The sequence below is a fragment of the Haloferax elongans ATCC BAA-1513 genome, assembly GCF_000336755.1.
Classification (GTDB): Archaea; Halobacteriota; Halobacteria; order Halobacteriales; family Haloferacaceae; genus Haloferax; species Haloferax elongans.
Map to the genome: position 1 here is coordinate 1 of NZ_AOLK01000001.1, position 18,467 is coordinate 18,467.

Annotated in this window: 16 protein-coding genes; 12 read left to right on the top strand and 4 right to left on the bottom strand. The window is 58.9% G+C overall.

Annotated features, from left to right (window positions below; translation table 11 throughout):
• Nucleotides 1–541, top strand: a 541-nt coding sequence (locus tag C453_RS00005; RefSeq protein WP_008321908.1) for an HD domain-containing protein, incomplete at its 5' end; no start/stop codon positions are given.
• Nucleotides 542–1,254: 713 nt separating this feature from the next.
• Here C453_RS00005 and C453_RS00010 read toward each other — a convergent pair.
• Nucleotides 1,255–2,037, bottom strand: coding sequence for an IclR family transcriptional regulator (locus C453_RS00010; RefSeq protein ID WP_008321909.1), 783 nt, complete (start codon nucleotides 2,035–2,037; stop codon nucleotides 1,255–1,257).
• Nucleotides 2,038–2,683: 646 nt separating this feature from the next.
• Here C453_RS00010 and C453_RS00015 point away from each other — a divergent pair.
• The 9 genes from C453_RS00015 (at nucleotide 2,684) to C453_RS00055 (ending at nucleotide 11,621) form a co-directional block, all read left to right on the top strand.
• A complete protein-coding gene (locus C453_RS00015; protein WP_008321910.1) occupies nucleotides 2,684–3,781 on the top strand; it encodes an ABC transporter ATP-binding protein in 1,098 nt (365 codons plus the stop codon).
• Between the two features lies 1 nt (nucleotide 3,782).
• Entirely contained in the window at nucleotides 3,783–4,583 is an 801-nt protein-coding gene (locus tag C453_RS00020; protein WP_008321911.1) for a creatininase family protein, read from the top strand.
• 157 nt (nucleotides 4,584–4,740) lie between these two features.
• The gene (locus C453_RS00025; protein ID WP_083881548.1) at nucleotides 4,741–6,033 is read left to right on the top strand and encodes an ABC transporter substrate-binding protein; all 1,293 of its coding nucleotides are present in this window, start codon (nucleotides 4,741–4,743) and stop codon (nucleotides 6,031–6,033) included.
• A gap of 12 nt (nucleotides 6,034–6,045) precedes the next feature.
• Nucleotides 6,046–6,984 (top strand): carbohydrate ABC transporter permease, encoded by a 939-nt coding sequence (locus C453_RS00030; protein WP_008321913.1) that lies wholly within the window; start codon nucleotides 6,046–6,048, stop codon nucleotides 6,982–6,984.
• Nucleotides 6,981–7,826, top strand: a complete 846-nt coding sequence (locus C453_RS00035) for a carbohydrate ABC transporter permease (protein WP_008321914.1) — start codon at nucleotides 6,981–6,983, stop codon at nucleotides 7,824–7,826. Before C453_RS00030 ends, C453_RS00035 begins: the two co-directional genes overlap by 4 nt.
• Nucleotides 7,827–7,957: 131 nt before the next feature.
• A complete protein-coding gene (locus C453_RS00040; RefSeq protein WP_008321915.1) occupies nucleotides 7,958–9,109 on the top strand; it encodes a hypothetical protein in 1,152 nt (383 codons plus the stop codon).
• Nucleotides 9,110–9,150: 41 nt separating this feature from the next.
• The gene (locus C453_RS00045) at nucleotides 9,151–10,317 is read left to right on the top strand and encodes a mandelate racemase/muconate lactonizing enzyme family protein (protein WP_008321916.1); all 1,167 of its coding nucleotides are present in this window, start codon (nucleotides 9,151–9,153) and stop codon (nucleotides 10,315–10,317) included.
• A gap of 72 nt (nucleotides 10,318–10,389) precedes the next feature.
• Entirely contained in the window at nucleotides 10,390–11,241 is an 852-nt protein-coding gene (locus C453_RS00050) for an SDR family NAD(P)-dependent oxidoreductase (protein ID WP_008321917.1), read from the top strand.
• A gap of 5 nt (nucleotides 11,242–11,246) precedes the next feature.
• Nucleotides 11,247–11,621 (top strand): Rid family detoxifying hydrolase, encoded by a 375-nt coding sequence (locus C453_RS00055; RefSeq protein ID WP_008321918.1) that lies wholly within the window; start codon nucleotides 11,247–11,249, stop codon nucleotides 11,619–11,621.
• 62 nt (nucleotides 11,622–11,683) lie between these two features.
• On the opposite strand, the gene C453_RS00060 is transcribed toward C453_RS00055, so the two are convergent.
• On the bottom strand, nucleotides 11,684–12,331 hold the full coding sequence (locus C453_RS00060) for a bifunctional 4-hydroxy-2-oxoglutarate aldolase/2-dehydro-3-deoxy-phosphogluconate aldolase (RefSeq protein ID WP_008321919.1): 648 nt from the start codon (nucleotides 12,329–12,331) through the stop codon (nucleotides 11,684–11,686).
• Nucleotides 12,332–12,525: 194 nt separating this feature from the next.
• Between C453_RS00060 and kdgK1 the strand changes: the two genes are divergently transcribed.
• Both kdgK1 and C453_RS00070 read left to right on the top strand, forming a co-directional pair.
• Complete coding sequence (gene kdgK1, locus C453_RS00065; protein WP_193788041.1) at nucleotides 12,526–13,482, top strand: bifunctional 2-dehydro-3-deoxygluconokinase/2-dehydro-3-deoxygalactonokinase; 957 nt, start codon at nucleotides 12,526–12,528, stop codon at nucleotides 13,480–13,482.
• Between the two features lie 681 nt (nucleotides 13,483–14,163).
• Nucleotides 14,164–17,244, top strand: coding sequence for a hypothetical protein (locus tag C453_RS00070; protein ID WP_008321921.1), 3,081 nt, complete (start codon nucleotides 14,164–14,166; stop codon nucleotides 17,242–17,244).
• A gap of 85 nt (nucleotides 17,245–17,329) precedes the next feature.
• Here C453_RS00070 and C453_RS00075 read toward each other — a convergent pair whose 3' ends face one another.
• Together C453_RS00075 and C453_RS00080 are read right to left on the bottom strand one after the other, a co-directional pair.
• Nucleotides 17,330–17,605 (bottom strand): hypothetical protein, encoded by a 276-nt coding sequence (locus tag C453_RS00075; protein WP_394295325.1) that lies wholly within the window; start codon nucleotides 17,603–17,605, stop codon nucleotides 17,330–17,332.
• Nucleotides 17,606–17,607: 2 nt separating this feature from the next.
• Complete coding sequence (locus C453_RS00080; RefSeq protein ID WP_008321923.1) at nucleotides 17,608–18,354, bottom strand: beta-ketoacyl-ACP reductase; 747 nt, start codon at nucleotides 18,352–18,354, stop codon at nucleotides 17,608–17,610.
• Nucleotides 18,355–18,467 lie beyond the last annotated feature (113 nt).

Below are 18,467 nucleotides of genomic sequence, written 5' to 3' on the forward strand. Positions count from 1 at the left end.
CGACGACGACGACCTTCGAGAGCAAGTCGTCGAGGCCTGGGTTCTCGGACTGGAACGTGGTGGCTGGCAGAGTATCCACGACATTCCATATGCGTGGAACATCCACGAGGTCACGAACGTCGAACACGTCCGTGGCGTCACGAAAATCGCGCTCGAATCGGCCGAAATCCAGCGCGACTTCCATGGCGCAGACCCGGATATCGACACGATTGTCGCGGCGTGTCTCCTCCACGACGTCGGGAAGTGTTACGAGTACGTCGACCACGTCGACGCTGAGCGTCTCGACGACCCTGACCGGGAACACTACGCAAACGAGGAGATTCCGCACTCCATCTCCGGGTACGCGCTGGCTCACGAGGTTGGCTGTCCACTGGACGTCCAGCGAGCGATTCCGCACTTCCTCGGTGAGGTGCCGACGCGGACACTCGAAGCCGAACTCGTCAAGAGCGCGAACTCGGCATCGTCGAACGCCATCACTCAGTCTGCGATGGGAATCACGCTGAAAGAGTGGGTAGATAAGTACAGTCAAACGCAGGACTGAATCTGGTATTTCGGTGGCGGGCGAGGACGTTTCGTTCGCCCCGCTCGAACTGCTCGTCTGCCACCACCTGTAGTCGTGGGGTCTGAACACGCGACACCCCACTCGTGAAGTTCAATTCAAATTACTTGGATAGGGAGTACTCAGTAGAACCGCATTAGGGGAATCAGACACGAATTTTGGAGTTATAGAAGTTCGTATATAATACAATACTATGTTGGAGATTGGCACTCTTCCAAGACTACATATCGTTAGTGGGGGGTCGAATAGAATCTGAATCTGATATACTGACTACCAAAATTGTGGTTGTGAGGTTTGATATCTAAATACGCCAAATACAGTGTCTTTAGGGTTTGGGGGGCAGTAGTTGTTAGGTAAAGTGCTCTCATAAATAATGAAAACTCCGTATGTTGATACTTTTGAATCTGTCTCTGTGCTCAGCCTTTATCTATAAAACAATCCAGAACGAGAGTCGATAATGTCACTTAGAATTGTTGCTATCACACATTATGATGGGTCATCATCGCGACGCCTCACCAGTGTGTTCGGGAGTCGGAGTAATGTGGTGTAGGACACGGATTCCGTATTTTTACACCAGCTTTGTCCACCCATGTCTCCGGGCCTGTCGTGAGGTCGAGTCGCGACTTCCATTACAAACGTACTTTTGTAATCTTGGGGGATCCTCATTGATTCCGTCCACGGCGAAACTCGTGTCGCTAGCCGTCTATCGACGAGTACTCGTAGTACTGATTACGGACTTCAATCTCGTTTTTGCTGTACTGCAGTATGTTGAGCAGTTCAGCCATGTACCCGGGTGTAAAGCGGTCTCTGGGGCCGGTAATTCCAATCGAGGCTATGACGTTCTTGTCTCCGTCGAGAATCGGAACGGCAACCCCGCGAATCCCCCGAAGGTGTTCTTCGTCGTCGATTGCGTAGCCCTGTTGTCGAACCCGACCGAGCTCACGTTCGAGGTCTGTGAACGTCGTGAGCGTTTCGCTCGTCCCCTCGGGAAGACCGTGTCGCTCGACGATGTGCTTTCGTCGGTCCTCCGGGAGGTATGCTAAAATCGCTTTTCCGAGCGAGGTCCAGTGCATCTCGGTGTGGTTTCCGATGGGTATCTCGTCGGCCGCTGCCTTCTCACCAGTACTCCGGTAGAGGATGACACGCTTTCCGTTTTCCTCGATACCGGCACCTACTATCTCGCCGGTCGTGTTACTGAGTTCTTCGACCTTATTTCGGAGTAGACGGGCGAAACTCAGTTGCTGTCGGACGCTTCCGCCAACTTCGAGAAACCGGAACGAACGGCGGTACTGCCCCGCCTCTTTGACGACGAATCCCTGCTCGACGAGTGTATTTAGATGGATGTACGTCGTACTCGTCGGGATGTCGACCACCGAGGCAAGGTCAGAGAGCCCAGTCGGCTCTACCTCCCCGAGCGCCGAGAGTATCTCGAACGCCGTTTCGACCGCCCCGATTGTCTTATCGTTCCCAGTTGGCATGGCTTCGTATTTTCGCACCGGCTGAAAAGGTTTTTGCTGGTGTGAAACGCCTTTCCAACGATATTGAAAATATGCCTGTTGGTAATTGGTTTCTGATGAGAGCTATTCGAAAAACTATAATTTACAGAAGGTACGTTCATGCATTCCATGGTATTTGGTACCGTCCGAAATCTGGATGAAGACAGTATCAGGAGTAATACCGCGGTAGAGGCTGCTACGAGGCCGTCCAGGCGATAGCCGGCTCAACTGCCCCGCTTCTATAATTTTTGACCATGTTGAAACAGTGGGCGTTGTGGTTCGAACCACACTCCGACTTAAGCAACGGGTCTATTGGGGGCATGCTTGGTTCCACTACAGTCGTTAGCGTGCCGTCAAAGTCACCCCCTCTTCAGAGAGTCGTCAGAGACGGCTTTTTGAGTGCAATCGGAGACCTACCGAGTATCGTTGGAGGTACTTCGAGTACTATTGAAGAACTAGGTGAGGGGGCAACTGAATGAGGCTGAATTCTAGGTCGGATACTATTCCCAGAACCGCCGGAAACGGTGTGAATACCCTCGATGTGGGCTTTCAACACGATTGAGAGGCTGGTTTTTGCAACCACTACCAACATTTATTATGCAGGATAGTGCAGTATCTCTCACTCTGCATGAGCAAGGTTAGACTGTCGAACGTTAGCAAAGTATACGAGGACGACATCCTCGCGGTCGAGGATTTGGACCTCACTGTCGAGGACAGCGAGTTCGTCGTGGTCGTCGGCCCGTCGGGGTGCGGGAAGTCGACGACACTCCGAATGGTCGCGGGGCTCGAAACCGTTTCGCGCGGTGAGATATCCATCGGCGAGACCGTCGTCAACGACGTCCGTCCTCAAGACCGAAACATCGCCATGGTGTTTCAGTCGTACGCACTGTACCCGCACATGAGCGTGCGCGAAAACATGTCGTTCGGGCTTCGGCTCGCAGGTGACGACGCCGACGATATCCAACGACGTGTCGACGACGCCGCCGAGATGCTGGAAATTTCGGAGCTACTGGACGATTACCCAAAGCAACTCTCCGGCGGCCAACAGCAGCGGGTTGCGCTGGGACGCGCCATCGTCCGTGACCCTGAGGTCTTCTTGATGGACGAGCCGCTTTCGAATTTGGACGCCAAGTTGCGAACGCAGATGCGCACCGAGATTCAACGCATCCAAGAGAGCCTCGGGGTCACGACGATATACGTCACGCACGACCAGACGGAGGCGATGACGATGGCAGACAGAATCGTCATCCTCAACGACGGAAAACTCCAGCAAGTCGCCCCGCCGGAGGAGTGCTACGACGAACCGAACAACGAGTTCGTCGCGGGCTTTATCGGCTCACCCTCGATGAACTTCTTCGACGTGACGGTGACCAAGTCCAACAGGGGTGCACACTTCGAATCACCGGCCGGTGAGTTCACACTCGGCATCGACGTCCCGCCCGGTGAGTACACCTTTGGGGTCCGACCGGAGGACCTCACTGCTGAGCGAGAGGGCGGATACATCGACACAATCGTGGACGTGGTCGAGCCAGTCGGCTCGGACAATTTCCTCTACCTGAAGACTACTCGCAGTACCTCGGAGGTAATTGCGAGAGTCGAGAGCGACTTCCGTCCGGAAGTCGGCGACGAGATCGCACTCGGCTTCGATATCGAGGATATCCACCTCTTCGATGCCGACGGAGAGCGCATGCCAGTTACTGAACTGCAAATGACGGATTCTGCCTAACATGATGTACGATACTATCGGTCGGAGGGAAAGCGAGTGGGCGGGAATGACAGCGCGTGAGGTCCGAGACATTGGGTCGCAGCCGGGCTCTATCATGGTCATCCCGGTCGGGAGCATCGAGCAACACGGAAACCATCTGCCGGTCGTCACCGACTCACTTCTCGTCGAAGCGATGGTCGATGCTGCGGTCGAACGAACCGATGACGTTCCGCTCGTGGTCTCACCCACGGTTTGGAGCGGCTTTTCGCCGCACCACCTCCCGTTCGGCGGGACGCTCTCGCTCGACTTCGAGAACTTGCGTGCCGTATTAGAAGACATCGCACACACGGGACTGGAAAACGGATTCGACGCCGTCCTCTTTGTGAACGGTCACGGTGGCAACGGTCCACTCATTGGGTCGGTCGTCAGTACGGTCGGTGTCGACACCGATGCCGAAGTACTCGGGACGACGTACTTCGAACTCGCATCTGACCGTATCGAGGCGCTTCGAGACACTGAGACGGGCGGCATGGCCCACGGAGGTGAGTTCGAAACGTCACTCATGCTTGCCGTCCGCCCGGACCTCGTCGGTGATACCTCGAAGCGCGACGGCGAGCCGATGGACGAACACTACCGATGGGCTGGACAGGACCTTCTCGATGGTGGTTCGGTCGGCGTGTATCGGTCTTTCGACGTGTACTCCAACTCCGGTGCAATTGGCTTGCCCGAAGAGGCAAGCGCCGAGAAGGGTGAGAGAATTCGGTCGATAATCGGGGAAGAGCTCGCATCGCTGTTGCGGGCTATCCACGAGAATAATGCGTAAACTGTACGAGATAGACCTGCAAAAAATAGAATATGAACATAAACAATTATATATACAGAGGTGAGTGGTAGCAATGATGCCAGAAGATAGCAAGGGCCAACCTAGTGAAGAGACTCTCGACCGTCGCCAACTCCTTCAGGCGCTCGGTGCTGGCGGAATGATTGCTATCGCCGGGTGTACCGGCGGTGGAAACGGCGATGACGCCGGTAGTGATGGCAATGGTGGCAATGGCGGCGGTGGCGGCGGAGACGACGGCGGCAGCGACAAACAGAGCGTCCAGTTCCTCACGATGGGTGTTGGCGACAACATCAAGCAGTTCTTCGAGGAGAACAACACTGCCTTCGAAGAGGAGTACGGCGTCGACGTCGAGTTCACGAGCGTCACGTGGGACAACGCACGACAGACGGTGAACAACCGCGTCGACGGGGGACAAGCTCCCGACGTGAGTCGCTGGCCTGCGCGGTGGATTCCGCAACTCGTCGGCAAGGACGCGCTCGAACCCGTCGACGACCTCATGGACGGCGAGTTCGGCGAGAAGTTCGCTGACGGCGTGGCGGAGGGGACGATGTACAACGGCTCTCACTACGGTGTTCCGTGGGCGGCCTCGAACAAGTGTCTCTACTACAACAAGGACGTGTTCGAAGCTGCCGGGCTCGACCCGGAGAACCCGTCTCTGGACACGTGGGACGACATGCTGTCTGCTGCCCAGACGATTACCGACAGCGACGAGGTGAGCGTCCCGGCGCTCGGACTCGCCGGTGCGGACGCCATCGAGACCGGGTCACAGTACTACCACTACCACTGGTCGCACGGTGCGGACCTGGTGGACGACGAGGGGATGCCGGTCGTCAACTCGGACGGCGCTGTCGATGCGCTCTCGTTTTACGCCAATCTGCACCTCGAACACGGCGTCACGCAGGCCTCGCCGCTCTCTTCGACCCGGCAGGACATCCGACAACTGTTCGAAAACGGCGACCTCGGCATGGTCATCGGACACGTGTACACCGGGCTCAACATCACGGAGTCGCAGGAAAACGGCGACGTCGATTTCGAATACGGTATCGTGCAAGTTCCGAAGGGGCCCGAGGGACGGTACAGCCTCTTTACTATCGACACGCTCGGTATCCTGAGCCAAAGCGAGCACAAGGATATCGCCCGGGACCTGATTCGGTTCTACTTCGACGAGGAACGTCGGTTCCAGTACTCGAAGCAGAAGGGGTTCTTGCCGGTCGTCAAATCGGTCGGCGAGCGGCCGTACTTCTCCGAATCGAAAAACTGGGCTCCGTTCGTCCAAGCGGGCCAGTACGCTCGCGCCCGGCCGAAGCTCAGTAATTTCAGCGAGTTCAACGACCGGATGGTCCAAGCGATTCAGGAGGCGCTCGCCGACCAAAAGAGCCCGCAGAAAGCGTTGAACGACGCTCAAAGCGACCTCGAAGACGCGATGAACTGATGAGTGAAACACATGAGCCTCGCTGAAGAATACACTGGGACGGACGAGGACTCTCGCCTCTCGCAGTCCGTTGCACACCTCAGGCGGAACCGGCGCGCCTATCTCCTGATAGCGCCCGCTGCGGTGTTCTTGCTCGCCGTCGTCGGCTATCCGATACTGGAGACGTTTCGCCTGTCGTTGTACCGTTCACCGGCCGACTCGACTATCGAGACGTTCGTCGGTCTGCAACACTACGTCGAAATCGTCAACAGCGACATCTTCTACCGGCTCATCTGGCAGACGGGTCGCTGGGTGCTGGTCGGCGTCGCCGGCAAGACGCTCCTCGGACTGCTCATCGCGGTTCACCTGAAAGGGGACATCAAGGGTCGGAAGTTCTTCCGAACGGCGTTTCTCATCCCGTGGGGAATCCCGTACGCCATCTCTGCGGTCGTCTTCCGCTGGATAGAGCACCCGCAGTTCGGCTACCTCAACGCGGTGTTGCTCAAACTCGGCGTGATAGAACAGGGTATCGGCATCCTCGGCAACCCCGACATCGCGTGGTTGGGCGTCGTCGTCGCCGACATCTGGATTGGAACGCCGTTCATGGCGATTATCTTCCTCGCCGGACTCCAGTCGATTCCACAGGACCTCTACGAGGCGGCTGCCATCGACGGGGCCGAGCGATGGCACCAGTTCAGATACATCACGCTGCCGCAACTCAAGAGCGTCATCCTGATGGCCACGTTGCTTTCGACCATCTGGACGTTCGTCAGCTTCGACGTCATCTGGACGATGACCGGTGGTGGACCGATTAGCACGACTGCGACCCTCGTCATCCACATCTACCAGGTCGGCCTGCAGAACGGGAACCTCGGCCGTGGCGCTGCGTACAGCGTCATCGGGTTCCTGTTCCTCCTGTTGTTCGCAATCGTCTATCTGCGGGTGTACACCCGCGGAGGTGACGAACTATGACGATGGCAGGTCACGACAGGTCCGGTCTCCGCCGGGTCAGAGTCTACGGCGTCCTCATCGCGCTCCTCGGGATTATGATGTTCCCGTTCTACGCGATGTTCTCCAGCACGTTCAAACCGGAGTCTGAGATTTTCTCGGCTCCGGCGACGCTGGTGCCGTCAGACCCGTCTATCAGTGCGTACCTCGACGTCTGGACGCAGACCGACGTCGTGTTGTGGATCGCAAACAGCTTCGTCATCTCACTCGGAACCGTCGTGTTGACGCTCCTGCTCGCGATTCCGGCCGCGTACTCGTGCGCACGGAACGACTTCGTCGGCAAGCGGACGTTCCTGCTCGCCGTGCTCGTCGTCCAGATGTTCGCACCGGTCGTGCTCATCGTGGGGCTGTTCGACGTCATCACGCAGTTCGGGTTGTTCAACACCTATCTCGCCGTCATCATCCCCGCCGCGGCGTTCACCCTGCCGTTCAACATCTGGATGCTCTACGGCTACTTCAAGACGGTTCCCGTCGCACTGGAGGAGTCGGCTCGCATCGACGGAGCGAGCCAGCTACAGGTGCTCACGAAAATCGTCCTCCCGCTGACGAAACCCGCCCTCGTCGCCAGCATCACCTACACGTTCCTGTACGCGTGGAACCGGTTGCTGTTCGTGCTGACGTTCCTGACCGACAGCGGGAAGTACAACATTCCGCGTGGTGTCTTCTCGATGGTTGGTGCGCTCCAGACGGATTGGCGGATGATGCTGACGGTCTCGGTTATCGGCATCATCCCGCTTCTCATCCTGTTCGCCTTCCTCGAACAGTACATCGTCGCCGGGATGACTGCTGGCGCAGTCAAGGAGTAACCCACTCCTTACACCTCGGCCGTGTTCACCACCTCGGACTGACCATCCCCAGCACCTGACGCACGAATCGAACCGCGCCTCACTCTCTCCCCGTCCTCCATATTTATTATCGGCCCACGAGACGGCATCGTATGGAATTCGCTCTCTGGGCGTACCCGTGGGACCTGTTAGACGAAGGGCCGACACGGGTTACGAACCGACTCGACGAACTCGGCGTCGATGAGATAACTCTCGCAACCAACTACCACACTGTACAGGCGTTCGCACCGCACAACCCCGAACGCCGGACGTTCTTCGCCCGGGCGAGTTCGTACTTCGAGCCCGGTGAGGGCTACGGCCGCCTCGAACCGGTGCCGTACGAGGGGATGTCTGGTGACTGGGTTGCCGACATCGCCGCCGAACTCGGCGACGTTCGGTTGAATTCGTGGACGGTCGGTTGTCACAACTCCCGGCTCGGCATGCAGAACCCGGACGTGACGTTGACCTCGGCTCACGGCGACGACTTGGTGTTCGGACTTTGTCCATCGAACCCTGACGTCCAGGAGTACCTCGTCGCGCTCGTCCGCGACCTCGCCGCCCGGGAGCACTTCGACCGCATCGAACTGGAGACGTTCGACTACTTCTACGGCACCGGGTTCGGCTGGCACCACCAGAAGATTCACGCGCAACTCGGGACGCTCGGCGAGTTCCTCTTCGGACTATGCTTCTGTGACCACTGCCGGGAGACCGCCGCGGACGCCGGAATCGACGTCGAAGACGTTCGAACCACCGTCGCCGACGCCCTCGATTCTGTCATCGCCGGTTCGACTCCACACGACCTCTCGCCGGAGTTGTGGCTCCGCGAACACGGCGCAGTCGCCGAGTACGTCGGCGTCCGAGCTGAGACGCTGGCGGACCTCTATGCTGACTTCGCGGCGGCCAGCGGACAGACGCCACTCGGCTACTACGTCGGTGCGCCTGAACCCGGACGAGAGTGGATGCTCGGCGCGGACCTCGAACAGTTGTCCGAGCACGTCGATTACTACTGTCTCCCGGCGTACGAGTCGTCGCCGAGTGCAGTGATGGACGCCTATCAGGCCGTTGACGCGCTGTCACCGGATGTCCCGATTCACGTTGGACTCCTGCCGGGCCACCCGGCGATACACGACGAGGAGACACTCGTCGACATCGTGGACGCACTGCGAGCCGCTGGCGTTCCTCGGGTGTCCTTCTACAACTACGGACTGTTGCCGGAGCAGTCACTCGACTGGATTCGGGCGGCGACGAACCCTGCGAGATTGTAACGAACGATACTTTCTTATCGCCACCCCGTACAACCATGGGTATGGAGATAACCGACGTGACAGCGGTTACTGTAGACGTTCCGCTGACCAGTCTCGACGAACCGTTGGGTATCGGCCCCTACACGACCAACCACGGCGAACTCGACTCGATGGAGCGTGTGCTCGTCCGTGTCGATACCGACGAGGGAATCGCCGGGTGGGGCGAAATGCGCGTGTTCCTGTCGCCGTCTGCGACCGAATCGATTCTCGAAGAGGGCGTCGGACCGATGATTACCGGGCAGTCGCCGTTCGAAATCGAACGCCTCCGCCGCCAGGTGTTCGTCGAGTATACGAACGTCGATATGTTCTTTGCCGCCGTCGAGACGGCCTGTTGGGACATCGTCGGCAAAGCACTCGACCGCCCCGTCTACGAACTTCTCGGCGGGTGGACCGCACCGACACAAAGCACGCTTCGACATCGAGAGAACATGGGCGAAAACGACCTGAAACCACAGGAGGTTCCTATCGCCTTCTGTCTCGGGATTCTCTCACCGGAAGAGTCCCGGGTCAAAGCGCGCGAGGCGCTGGACGCCGGTTTCGACGTGCTCAAGACGAAAGCCGGGAAGGATTGGCGGCAGGACGTAGCCCGAATCAAAGCGATGCACGACGAGACAGACGGGCAACTCGAATTCCGACTCGACCCCAATCAGGGGTGGACGCTCGACCAAGCGGTTCGCGTCGGGGCCATGCTGGAAGACGAGGGAATCTACCTCCAGTACCTCGAACAGCCGATTCGAGTGGACGCCCACAAGTCGCTGGCAGCGTTACGACAGCGCCTCCGGCAGCCCATCGCACCGAACGAGGACACCTACATCTCCCACAACATCTCCTCGCTCGTCGAAGCCGGCGCGATGGACGTCGGCGTCATCGACCTGACTCCCGCGGGTGGAATCAGCGGGCTTCGCCAACAGGCGGCAGTTCTCGAAGACGCCGGTGTTCCGTTCACGCACCACTGCGCGTTCGACCTCGGAATCCGAACGGCGGCGATTCTTCACGCCGTCAGCGGTATTCCCGGGTTCTCGCTCCCGCCGGACTCGACGTACTACGCCTGGGAGGGCGACGTTATCGACGAGCCGTTCGAGGTCACCGACGGTTGTCTCCCCGCTCCGAGCGGCCCGGGACTCGGCATCTCTGTCGACCTCGACGCAATCGAGGAGTACAGAATATGACGAGCGAAGCACCGAACACGATGAGAGGCCATGACAAGGTTGAAGAGGTGCGACCGCGTCGATTTGTCTGCTATGGTTGAGTTATCACTACGAGACCGCCCAGCAATCGTGACCGGCGCATCTCGCGGTATCGGCCGCGAAATTGCCTCCCGGTTCGCTGAGGCTGGCGGGGAGGTCGCCATCTGCTCGCAGTCTTACGAAGATGTCGAGCCGGTGGCCGAAGAGCTGACCGCTGCACACCCCGGCCGAGTCGTTCCCGTCGAGTGTGACGTCACGGACCGAGATCAAATCCGCAACCTCGTCGATACCGCACTCGACGAGTTCGGCGAGATTCGAGTCTTGGTGAACAACGCTGGCGGCTCCGACGAGCCGTCTAACACTATCCACCGCTGTGACGAAGAGACGTTCGAGTGGATGCTCGGTTTGAATCTCAAGAGCCAGTTCATGATGAGCAAGGAGGTCCTTCCGGCGATGGTCGCCGCCGGTGGCGGGTCGATGGTCCACATGGGTTCGGTCAACGGGCTGTTCGGAATCGGACTCTCGGGCTACTCCGAGGCGAAGAGTGGACTGCTGTCGATGTCCCGAAACCTCGCTGCTCACTACGGCCAACACGGCGTTCGTTCGAACGTCATCTCCGCGGGGACCATCGAGACTGCCACCCGTCGCGATGAGATGGAGAACACGGAGGGCCGAACCGGAGAATCCAGCGCCAGAGAACGCTGGCTCGACCAGTATCCGCTCGGCCGATTCGGTAGGCCCGGCGAAGTCGCGGACACGGCGTTGTTCCTCGCCTCCGAGTTCTCGAGCTTCATCACCGGCGAGAACATCGTGCTCGACGGCGGACTCACGACGAGCCTCCCGACATCGTTCATCAACGAAGTCTATCAGACGGACGAGGTACCGACCCGAAACGACCACGAGTGACACCAATGAGAGAGCTATCCACTGACGACGCACCAGACAGTATCGGACCGTTTTCGCAAGGAATCGTCTCGGGAGACCGAATCTACGTCTCCGGACAGGGGCCTGTCGACCCCGAAACCGGCGATGTCGTGTCGGGCACACCGGGCGAACAGACCGAGCGAACGCTGAAAAATATCGAAGCCATCCTCGAAGCGGGCGGCGCGTCGCTCGCGGACGTGGTGAAGGCGACGGTGTTCCTGAAAGACATGCGGTACTACGACGAGGTAAACGAGGTCTACGGGGAACACATGTCGGCGCCGTATCCTGCACGGAGCGCGGTCGAAGTCGTGAAACTCCCGGTCGATATCGACGTGGAAATCGAGGTCGTCGCCGAAGCGTGAGTGGCCAGGTGACGCGAAGAAGCGGTCAGTCTCGTACGTGGTGAACGGCGCGCTGTTTCGACTCAGTCGTTGCGGGCAGTGGCCACGGCATCGACGAACGCACGGGCGTTCGCCGTCAGTTCTTCGTAGTCGCCGCGTTCGATTGCCTCGCCATCGACGAGCGAACTCCCGACACCGACTGCGGTCGCACCGGCGTCGATGAACGCACCGACATTGTCGAGCGAGACGCCCCCAGTGGGGACGGTTGGAATGTGTCCGAGCGGTCCCTGTAACGACGAAACGAATCCCGGGCCGAGCGACGCTGCCGGGAATAGTTTGACCATGTCGGCCCCGGCGGTGTACGCGTCGACGGCTTCGGTCGGTGTCGCTGCGCCGACCACCGAGGGGGCACCGTAGCGATTGGCGGTCTGTATCGTCTCCGTATCGACCGACGGCGTAACGATGAATTCGGCACCTGCGAGCATCGTCGCCCGAGCGGTTTCGGCGTCGAGCACTGTCCCCGCACCGACGACCACCTCGTCCGCTGTGAACGTCGAGGATATATCTCGAATCATATCGAGGACACCGTTGGTGTTCGCCGTCACCTCGACGACCGAGACGCCACCGCGCTGAAGCGCATCGACGGTCTCGATTGCCCTCTCGGGGTTCGTACCGCGGACGATTGCGACGATACCCGTCTCTACGACTCGCTGGACGATATCTGCGGACATCACTGGTATCACGAAGACGCACCTCTTAATGTTCGGGATACAGGCGGGAATGGGTGCTCAGTTCCAGTCGTGGTCGGTTCGCGGTTACCAGCAGTAGAAGACACACCAGAGCAAACATCGTCGAAAACAGAGGAACTATGCTGCGACTCCGAGAGAAACGCGTATGGAGACCTCCTCCCAGGAGAGTGGACGCTGTGGCGCCTGACCTCGTGACCTTCGGCGAGACGATGCTTCGCCTCTCGCCGCCACGCGGGAGTCGGTTGGAGACGACGGAGACGCTTCGATTCAGCACGGCGGGTGCGGAGTCGAACGTCGCAATCGCCGCGAGCAGACTCGGGGCTGAGTCGACGTGGCTATCGAAACTCCCGGATTCGGCGCTCGGTCGCCGAGTCGTCACCGACCTTCGTCGACACGGTGTCACCCCGGAAGTCGTCTGGACGGACCAGCATCGCCAAGGCACCTACTATCTCGAACACGACAGCGCCCCGAGAGGTACAGCCGTCATTTACGACCGGAACGATGCCGCGGTGGCGACGGCCACTCCCGGCGAACTCCCAACCGAACCAATCGAGAATGCGAGCTACTACTACACGAGTGGAATAACACCCGCGCTATCGGACCAACTCCGAGAAACGACGCAGGCGCTGCTCAAAACTGCGCAGTCAGCCGGAACGACGACCGTGTTCGACCTGAACTATCGAACGAAGCTTTGGGACCCCGAGGAGGCCCGGCGGGTGCTTGAACCACTGTTCTCTCACATCGACGTTCTCGTCGTCGCGGCTCGCGATGCGCGAACCGTCCTCGGCCTCGATGGCGATGCGTCGGCGATTGCAACAGCGCTGGCAGACGAGCACGGTTTCGAGACGGTTCTGGTCACGCGTGGTGACGAAGGCGTGGTGGCGCTGTCGGATGGGAGGGTGTCCGAACAGGGAGCGTTCGAGACCGAGACGTTCGACCCGATTGGGACGGGCGACGCCTTCGTTGGAGGGTATCTCGCAGCCCGAATCCGCGGGGACGAACTCGCTTCAGCACTCGAACAAGGTGCAGCAACGGCGGCACTCAAGCGGACACTCGACGGTGACTTGGCGGTCGTCACGCAGGAGGAAGTCGATGCCGTTCGGGAGCAATCGAGTAGCGGTATCAGTCGCTGAGACCCCGATACCGAGTTTGGTACGTTTCAGGGTGTCGGGCGACCGTATCGCCCAGTATTGTTGTATCAGGGTTGCACAAACGGAGGGATGAGACAATAGTGTCTGAGATAAGTAACGGATATTGGACTGGAAATATTATAATTTCATAGCAAAATACGACGGTAGTATTGGTGTTGTCTTCCCATCACTGGGTTGTATTAGTGGATTATATTATTGTGAATATATTGCCTCTGTTCGCATCAGTGTTATTAACAAACACTATTGAGGGGGAGCGAGATGGTTCTGTGACAGCGTGTCGAACAGTGCGAGGCAAACTTGTACTCCCCGCGTACACCAGCAAGTCGCTTTCAGCCTCGCGGCCCGGAAGTGTGGCGGGTAGCTACCGATAAATAAACTAGTACAGCGTTTCTTCCATAGTTAGTTTATGACGGGTGGCTTGCGTCAGGGCCCGACCTTTCAGCTAGCCATCCTGCGTATCTTGCTAGTACTTCGCATCGGTAGAAACTGCACTTGGGACGTTAAATCTGTGAATATTGTCGCGGATGTCTCTCGTAGTGTGAGCTGACTTGCACTGTCCTCAACTCTCCGGACATTCGTTCGCTCAATTCAGAAACTCAGCCTAGATTTAATATGATTAACTGATATAATTATAATATGACATCTCAACTGTCAGGCCGAGCGATGTCATCGCACGAGTGGACCGAGGTATCGCTTCCGAACGGAGAACGAGACGAACGGGTCGTCCTCGCATCGATTGAGTCGTACAACGGTAGCAACACCGCTGGCGTTAGATTTCGGAACGTCGACGCCGACGGAATGGAGTTATTCGTCGAAGAAGAGAACTCGGGCGATAGCGAGTCGCGTCACAACCGGGAGGCTGTCGGGTTCTTTAGCACGCCTTCGGGACAGATAACCGACCAGTCTGGGCGCACTGTCGGCGAATCGGGCGTTGTCACTGCGAGCCAGTCCGGAGCCGACCAGTGGCACTCGATTAGCCTCGACAACGACTATTCGAACCCCGTCGTCTTCACGCAGGTGATGAGCTACAACGGGAGAAACCCGTGTCACACACGAACCCGAAACGTCGGGTCGGGCTCGTTCGAGTTCCAAATCGAGGAATGGGACTATCTCGACGGCGCACACACCGACGAAGAAATCGGATACGTCGTGCTCGAATCGGGGGTCCATCTACTATCCAGTGGGATTCCCGTCGAAGTCGGCACGACTACGACCGGCCATGCGTGGCAGTCGGTCGAGTTCAGCGCAAAGGTTGGGAGCGACCCCGTGTTACTCACGAACTGCCAAACCCGAAACGGCGAGCACGAGGTCGTCACCAGAAACCGTCGCGTAACGAGTAGCGGGGCACAGGTCAGACTCCAAGAAGAAGAGGCTCGCGGTGGCCAGCACACCGACGAAACAGTCGGGTATCTGGTCCTCCCGCAAACCCTCTCTCAGTACACGTCCGAACGAGTCGCCTCGGCTCACGAGTGGACTGACGTGAACTTCTCGGGTGCCCAGCCGTCGGAGTCTGTCGTCGTCGCCTCTATCGACACGTACAACGGTTCGAACCCCGCCGACGTTCGGATGCGGAACGTCACTGCGAGCGGGATGCAGGTGTTCGTCGAAGAAGAGGCCTCCCAAGACAACGAGATGAACCACGCCGAGGAGGTTCTCGGGTTCTTCAAAACCAGGACTGGGCCGCTGTTCGATTCCTCGGGTGACCGCGTCGGCGAAACGGGGGTGATACGGACGGACCAACCCGGAAGCGACCAGTGGCATTCCGTCTCCCTCAACGGGCGGTACTCGAATCCGGTCGTCTTCGCACAGGTGATGAGTTACGAGGGGACCAACCCCTGCCACATCAGGGTCCAGAACGTTGACCCAGACTCGTTCGAGTTCCAAATCGAGGAGTGGGACTACCTCGACGGCGAGCACTACGAAGAGCAAATCGGGTACATCGTGCTCGAAAGCGGTGGCCACGACCTTTCGGGCAGTGGCTACGTCGAGGTCGGGACGACAGACGGAACTGACTCGTGGACTGGACTGAACTTCGATGGCGACGTCGGCGGCGACCCAGTCTTAATCAGCCGGTGTCAGACGTACAACGGTCACAACGAAGTGGTCACGCGGCATCGTCATGTGACGGCCGACGGGGCCGACGTTCGATTGCAGGAAGAACAGGGCCGAGACGGTGAGCACACGACCGAGACCATCGGCTATCTGGTCGCCCCGCGAACGACCGCCGACATCACCACGGGCACTATCGAGGCGACAGAGGAGTGGTCGTCTGTCGGGCTGTCCGGCATTCCATCGACCGACCCAGTCGCACTCACGTCGTTGCAGAGCTTCAACGGCGGAAACACGGTCGGTGTTCGGTTGCGAAATGTCGGCTCTCACGGCATGGAACTGTTCCTCGAAGAAGAGACATCGGGCGACGACGAGACGGCCCATACCACCGAAGACGTCGGAATCGTCGCCACGTCAGCAGGTGCAATCCTCGACGAGGAAGGGGAGCAAATCGGAGAAGCAGGGGCCATACGGACACACCAACCCGCCTCCGACCACTGGCACACCTGCGACTTGGACGAATCTTACTCTGACCCGGTCGTCTTCGCGCAGGTGATGAGTTACAACGGTAGCGACCCGTGTCACACGCGGATTCGAAACGTCGGCTCGGACTCCTTCGAGTACAAAATCGAAGAGTGGGACTCCCTCAACGGGGCACACACCGAGGAGTCGGTCGGGTACGTCGCACTCGAACGAGGTGTCCACGAAATCGAAGGCGAAGTTCCCATCGAGGTCGGGACTACCAAGACGGACCATACGTTCGGAACCGTCACGTTCGCCAGTGATTTCCAGTGTAATCCGGTGTTCCTCACGCACTGTCAGACCCACAACGGCGGTGACGCAGTCGTCACGCGAAACCAGGCTATTCGCTCCGACAGAGCCGAGGTCCGATTGCAAGAGGAGGAAGCGGGCTCCGCAACGCACACTGAGGAGACAGTCGGCTACCTCGTGACCCCGCAGTTGATCCTCGGGAATCGCCGGTCGGTAGCGGAGTTCCACCCGAGTTGTCACGGATTCGAGTTCGTCAACTCGTTCAACGAGCTTCCTGACCTTCCTACCCTCCCGGGCAACCTCGACGACAAAATCGAGAACATCGACGCCAGATACGGGCTGTGTGGCGGGATGGCGCTCGCAGCACTGGACTTCTTCCTTTACGACCGCCAGGTTCCAGACACTGCCAACGACGACACCCCACAGTCTGGCCCCCTGTTCGAGTACCTCTGGAAGCGTCAGATGGACACGTTCGACCACGAACACACCTACCGACATCTGCGCAAGTTCGTCCAGTTCTATCTCCCGACCACGTTCACACGAGCGCGGTCGGTCGAGGAGCTACGCAGTCTGAAAGGAGCGTTGGACGACGGTGACCCGACTGTTCTCGGACTCGTGTACGTCCGCGCTGGCGACGGAAACATCTGGAACAACCACCAGGTGCTCGCGTACGATTACACCGAGTCTGGGGACACCACTCGCATCCACGTCTACGACCCGAACTGCCCTGGTGACAACAATATCGAGGTCCGAGTGACGGTCAAAGACCAGGGTGTCCTCGACCCCCGTCCCGGCGACGAATACATCGAAGGCGCACAGTACAGAGGCGGAAACAAGATGAGTCGAGACGACGTTGGCACGCTGAACATCGTCGGGCTCATCCACATGGACGTGCCTGCGCAGCGTCCGCCGCTCGATCTGTAATCGGTCTTCTCTCCGCTTTTCGATGCGGCGACAGCGCAGTCGCTCCGTCGCAGTCACTCAAAGAAGTCGGTCGACTCTCGGCGTTTCAGGCTGCCTGCAGCACGTACCGGTCGTCGTCTCGGTGGACGAGCCCGAGGCCGACGAGATGGTCCAAGACCGGATAGAGCGTGATTGTTTTCATCCCCAGTGCGTCTCTGAGCTCTTCGACGGTTCCGCCACGCCGGATTGACAGGTAGAGGTAGACGAGCTTCGTCTGCGACGACGTGAGTGTGTCGGGGACCGGCTCGACGAGCCAGTCCAGCTGCTCGTTCTTGTCTAACGACGGCGTCGACGACGGGAGTCGGGGGTCTTCAGTGTACATCGTCACCATTCCATTCCGCCGTTGACTCCGAGCACCTGTCCAGTCATGTAGTCCGACTTTTCGCTGGCGAGGAACCGAACGATGCCAGCGATATCGTCCACCTCGGCGAACCGCCGCAACGGAATCCGATTCCGAATCTTGTCTTGAATCTCCTCGCCCACGTCGGCGAGCATATCTGTCTTCGTGAATCCGGGTGCGACACAGTTCGCTGTCGTGTCGTACCGGGCAAGTTCGAGCGCGATGGTACGAGTGAACCCGAAGAGCCCACTCTTGGTCGTTGCGTAGTTGGCCTGTCCGTAGTTGCCCTGTTGGCCGACGACGCTCGAAATATTGATGAGACGGCCGTGGTCAGCTTTCTTTAAGTCGTCGTAGAAGACTTTCGTCGCGTTGAACACGCCACCGAGGTTGACGTCCATGACGCGGTCCCACTCCTCGCGTGTCATGTTGTCGAACGTCCGGTCGACGGTGATACCCGCGTTGTTGACGAGGACGTCGACTGGGCTGAAGACCTCGTGAATCCGGTCGCGCATTGCCGCTACTTCGTCGAACTCACAGACGTTCGCCTGCAGCGCGATGGCGGTTCCTCCGGCCTCCTCGATTTCGTCGACGACGTCGTACGCTTCGGCCTCGGAACTGCGGTAGTTTACGACGACGTTTGCCCCCGCTTTTCCGAACTCCGTCGCGATTCCCCGGCCGATTCCCCTCGATGCACCCGTCACCAGGCACGTTTGCGTTGTCAGATCGTTCATTTTTGTGTAGTGTGGTCACTATCCGCACACGAGTCTGCCTCGCCCCTGTCCTATATTCTATATCTCGGGGCACGTCGGACGTCTCGTCTGCGTGGTAGTCTTACGCCACTTCA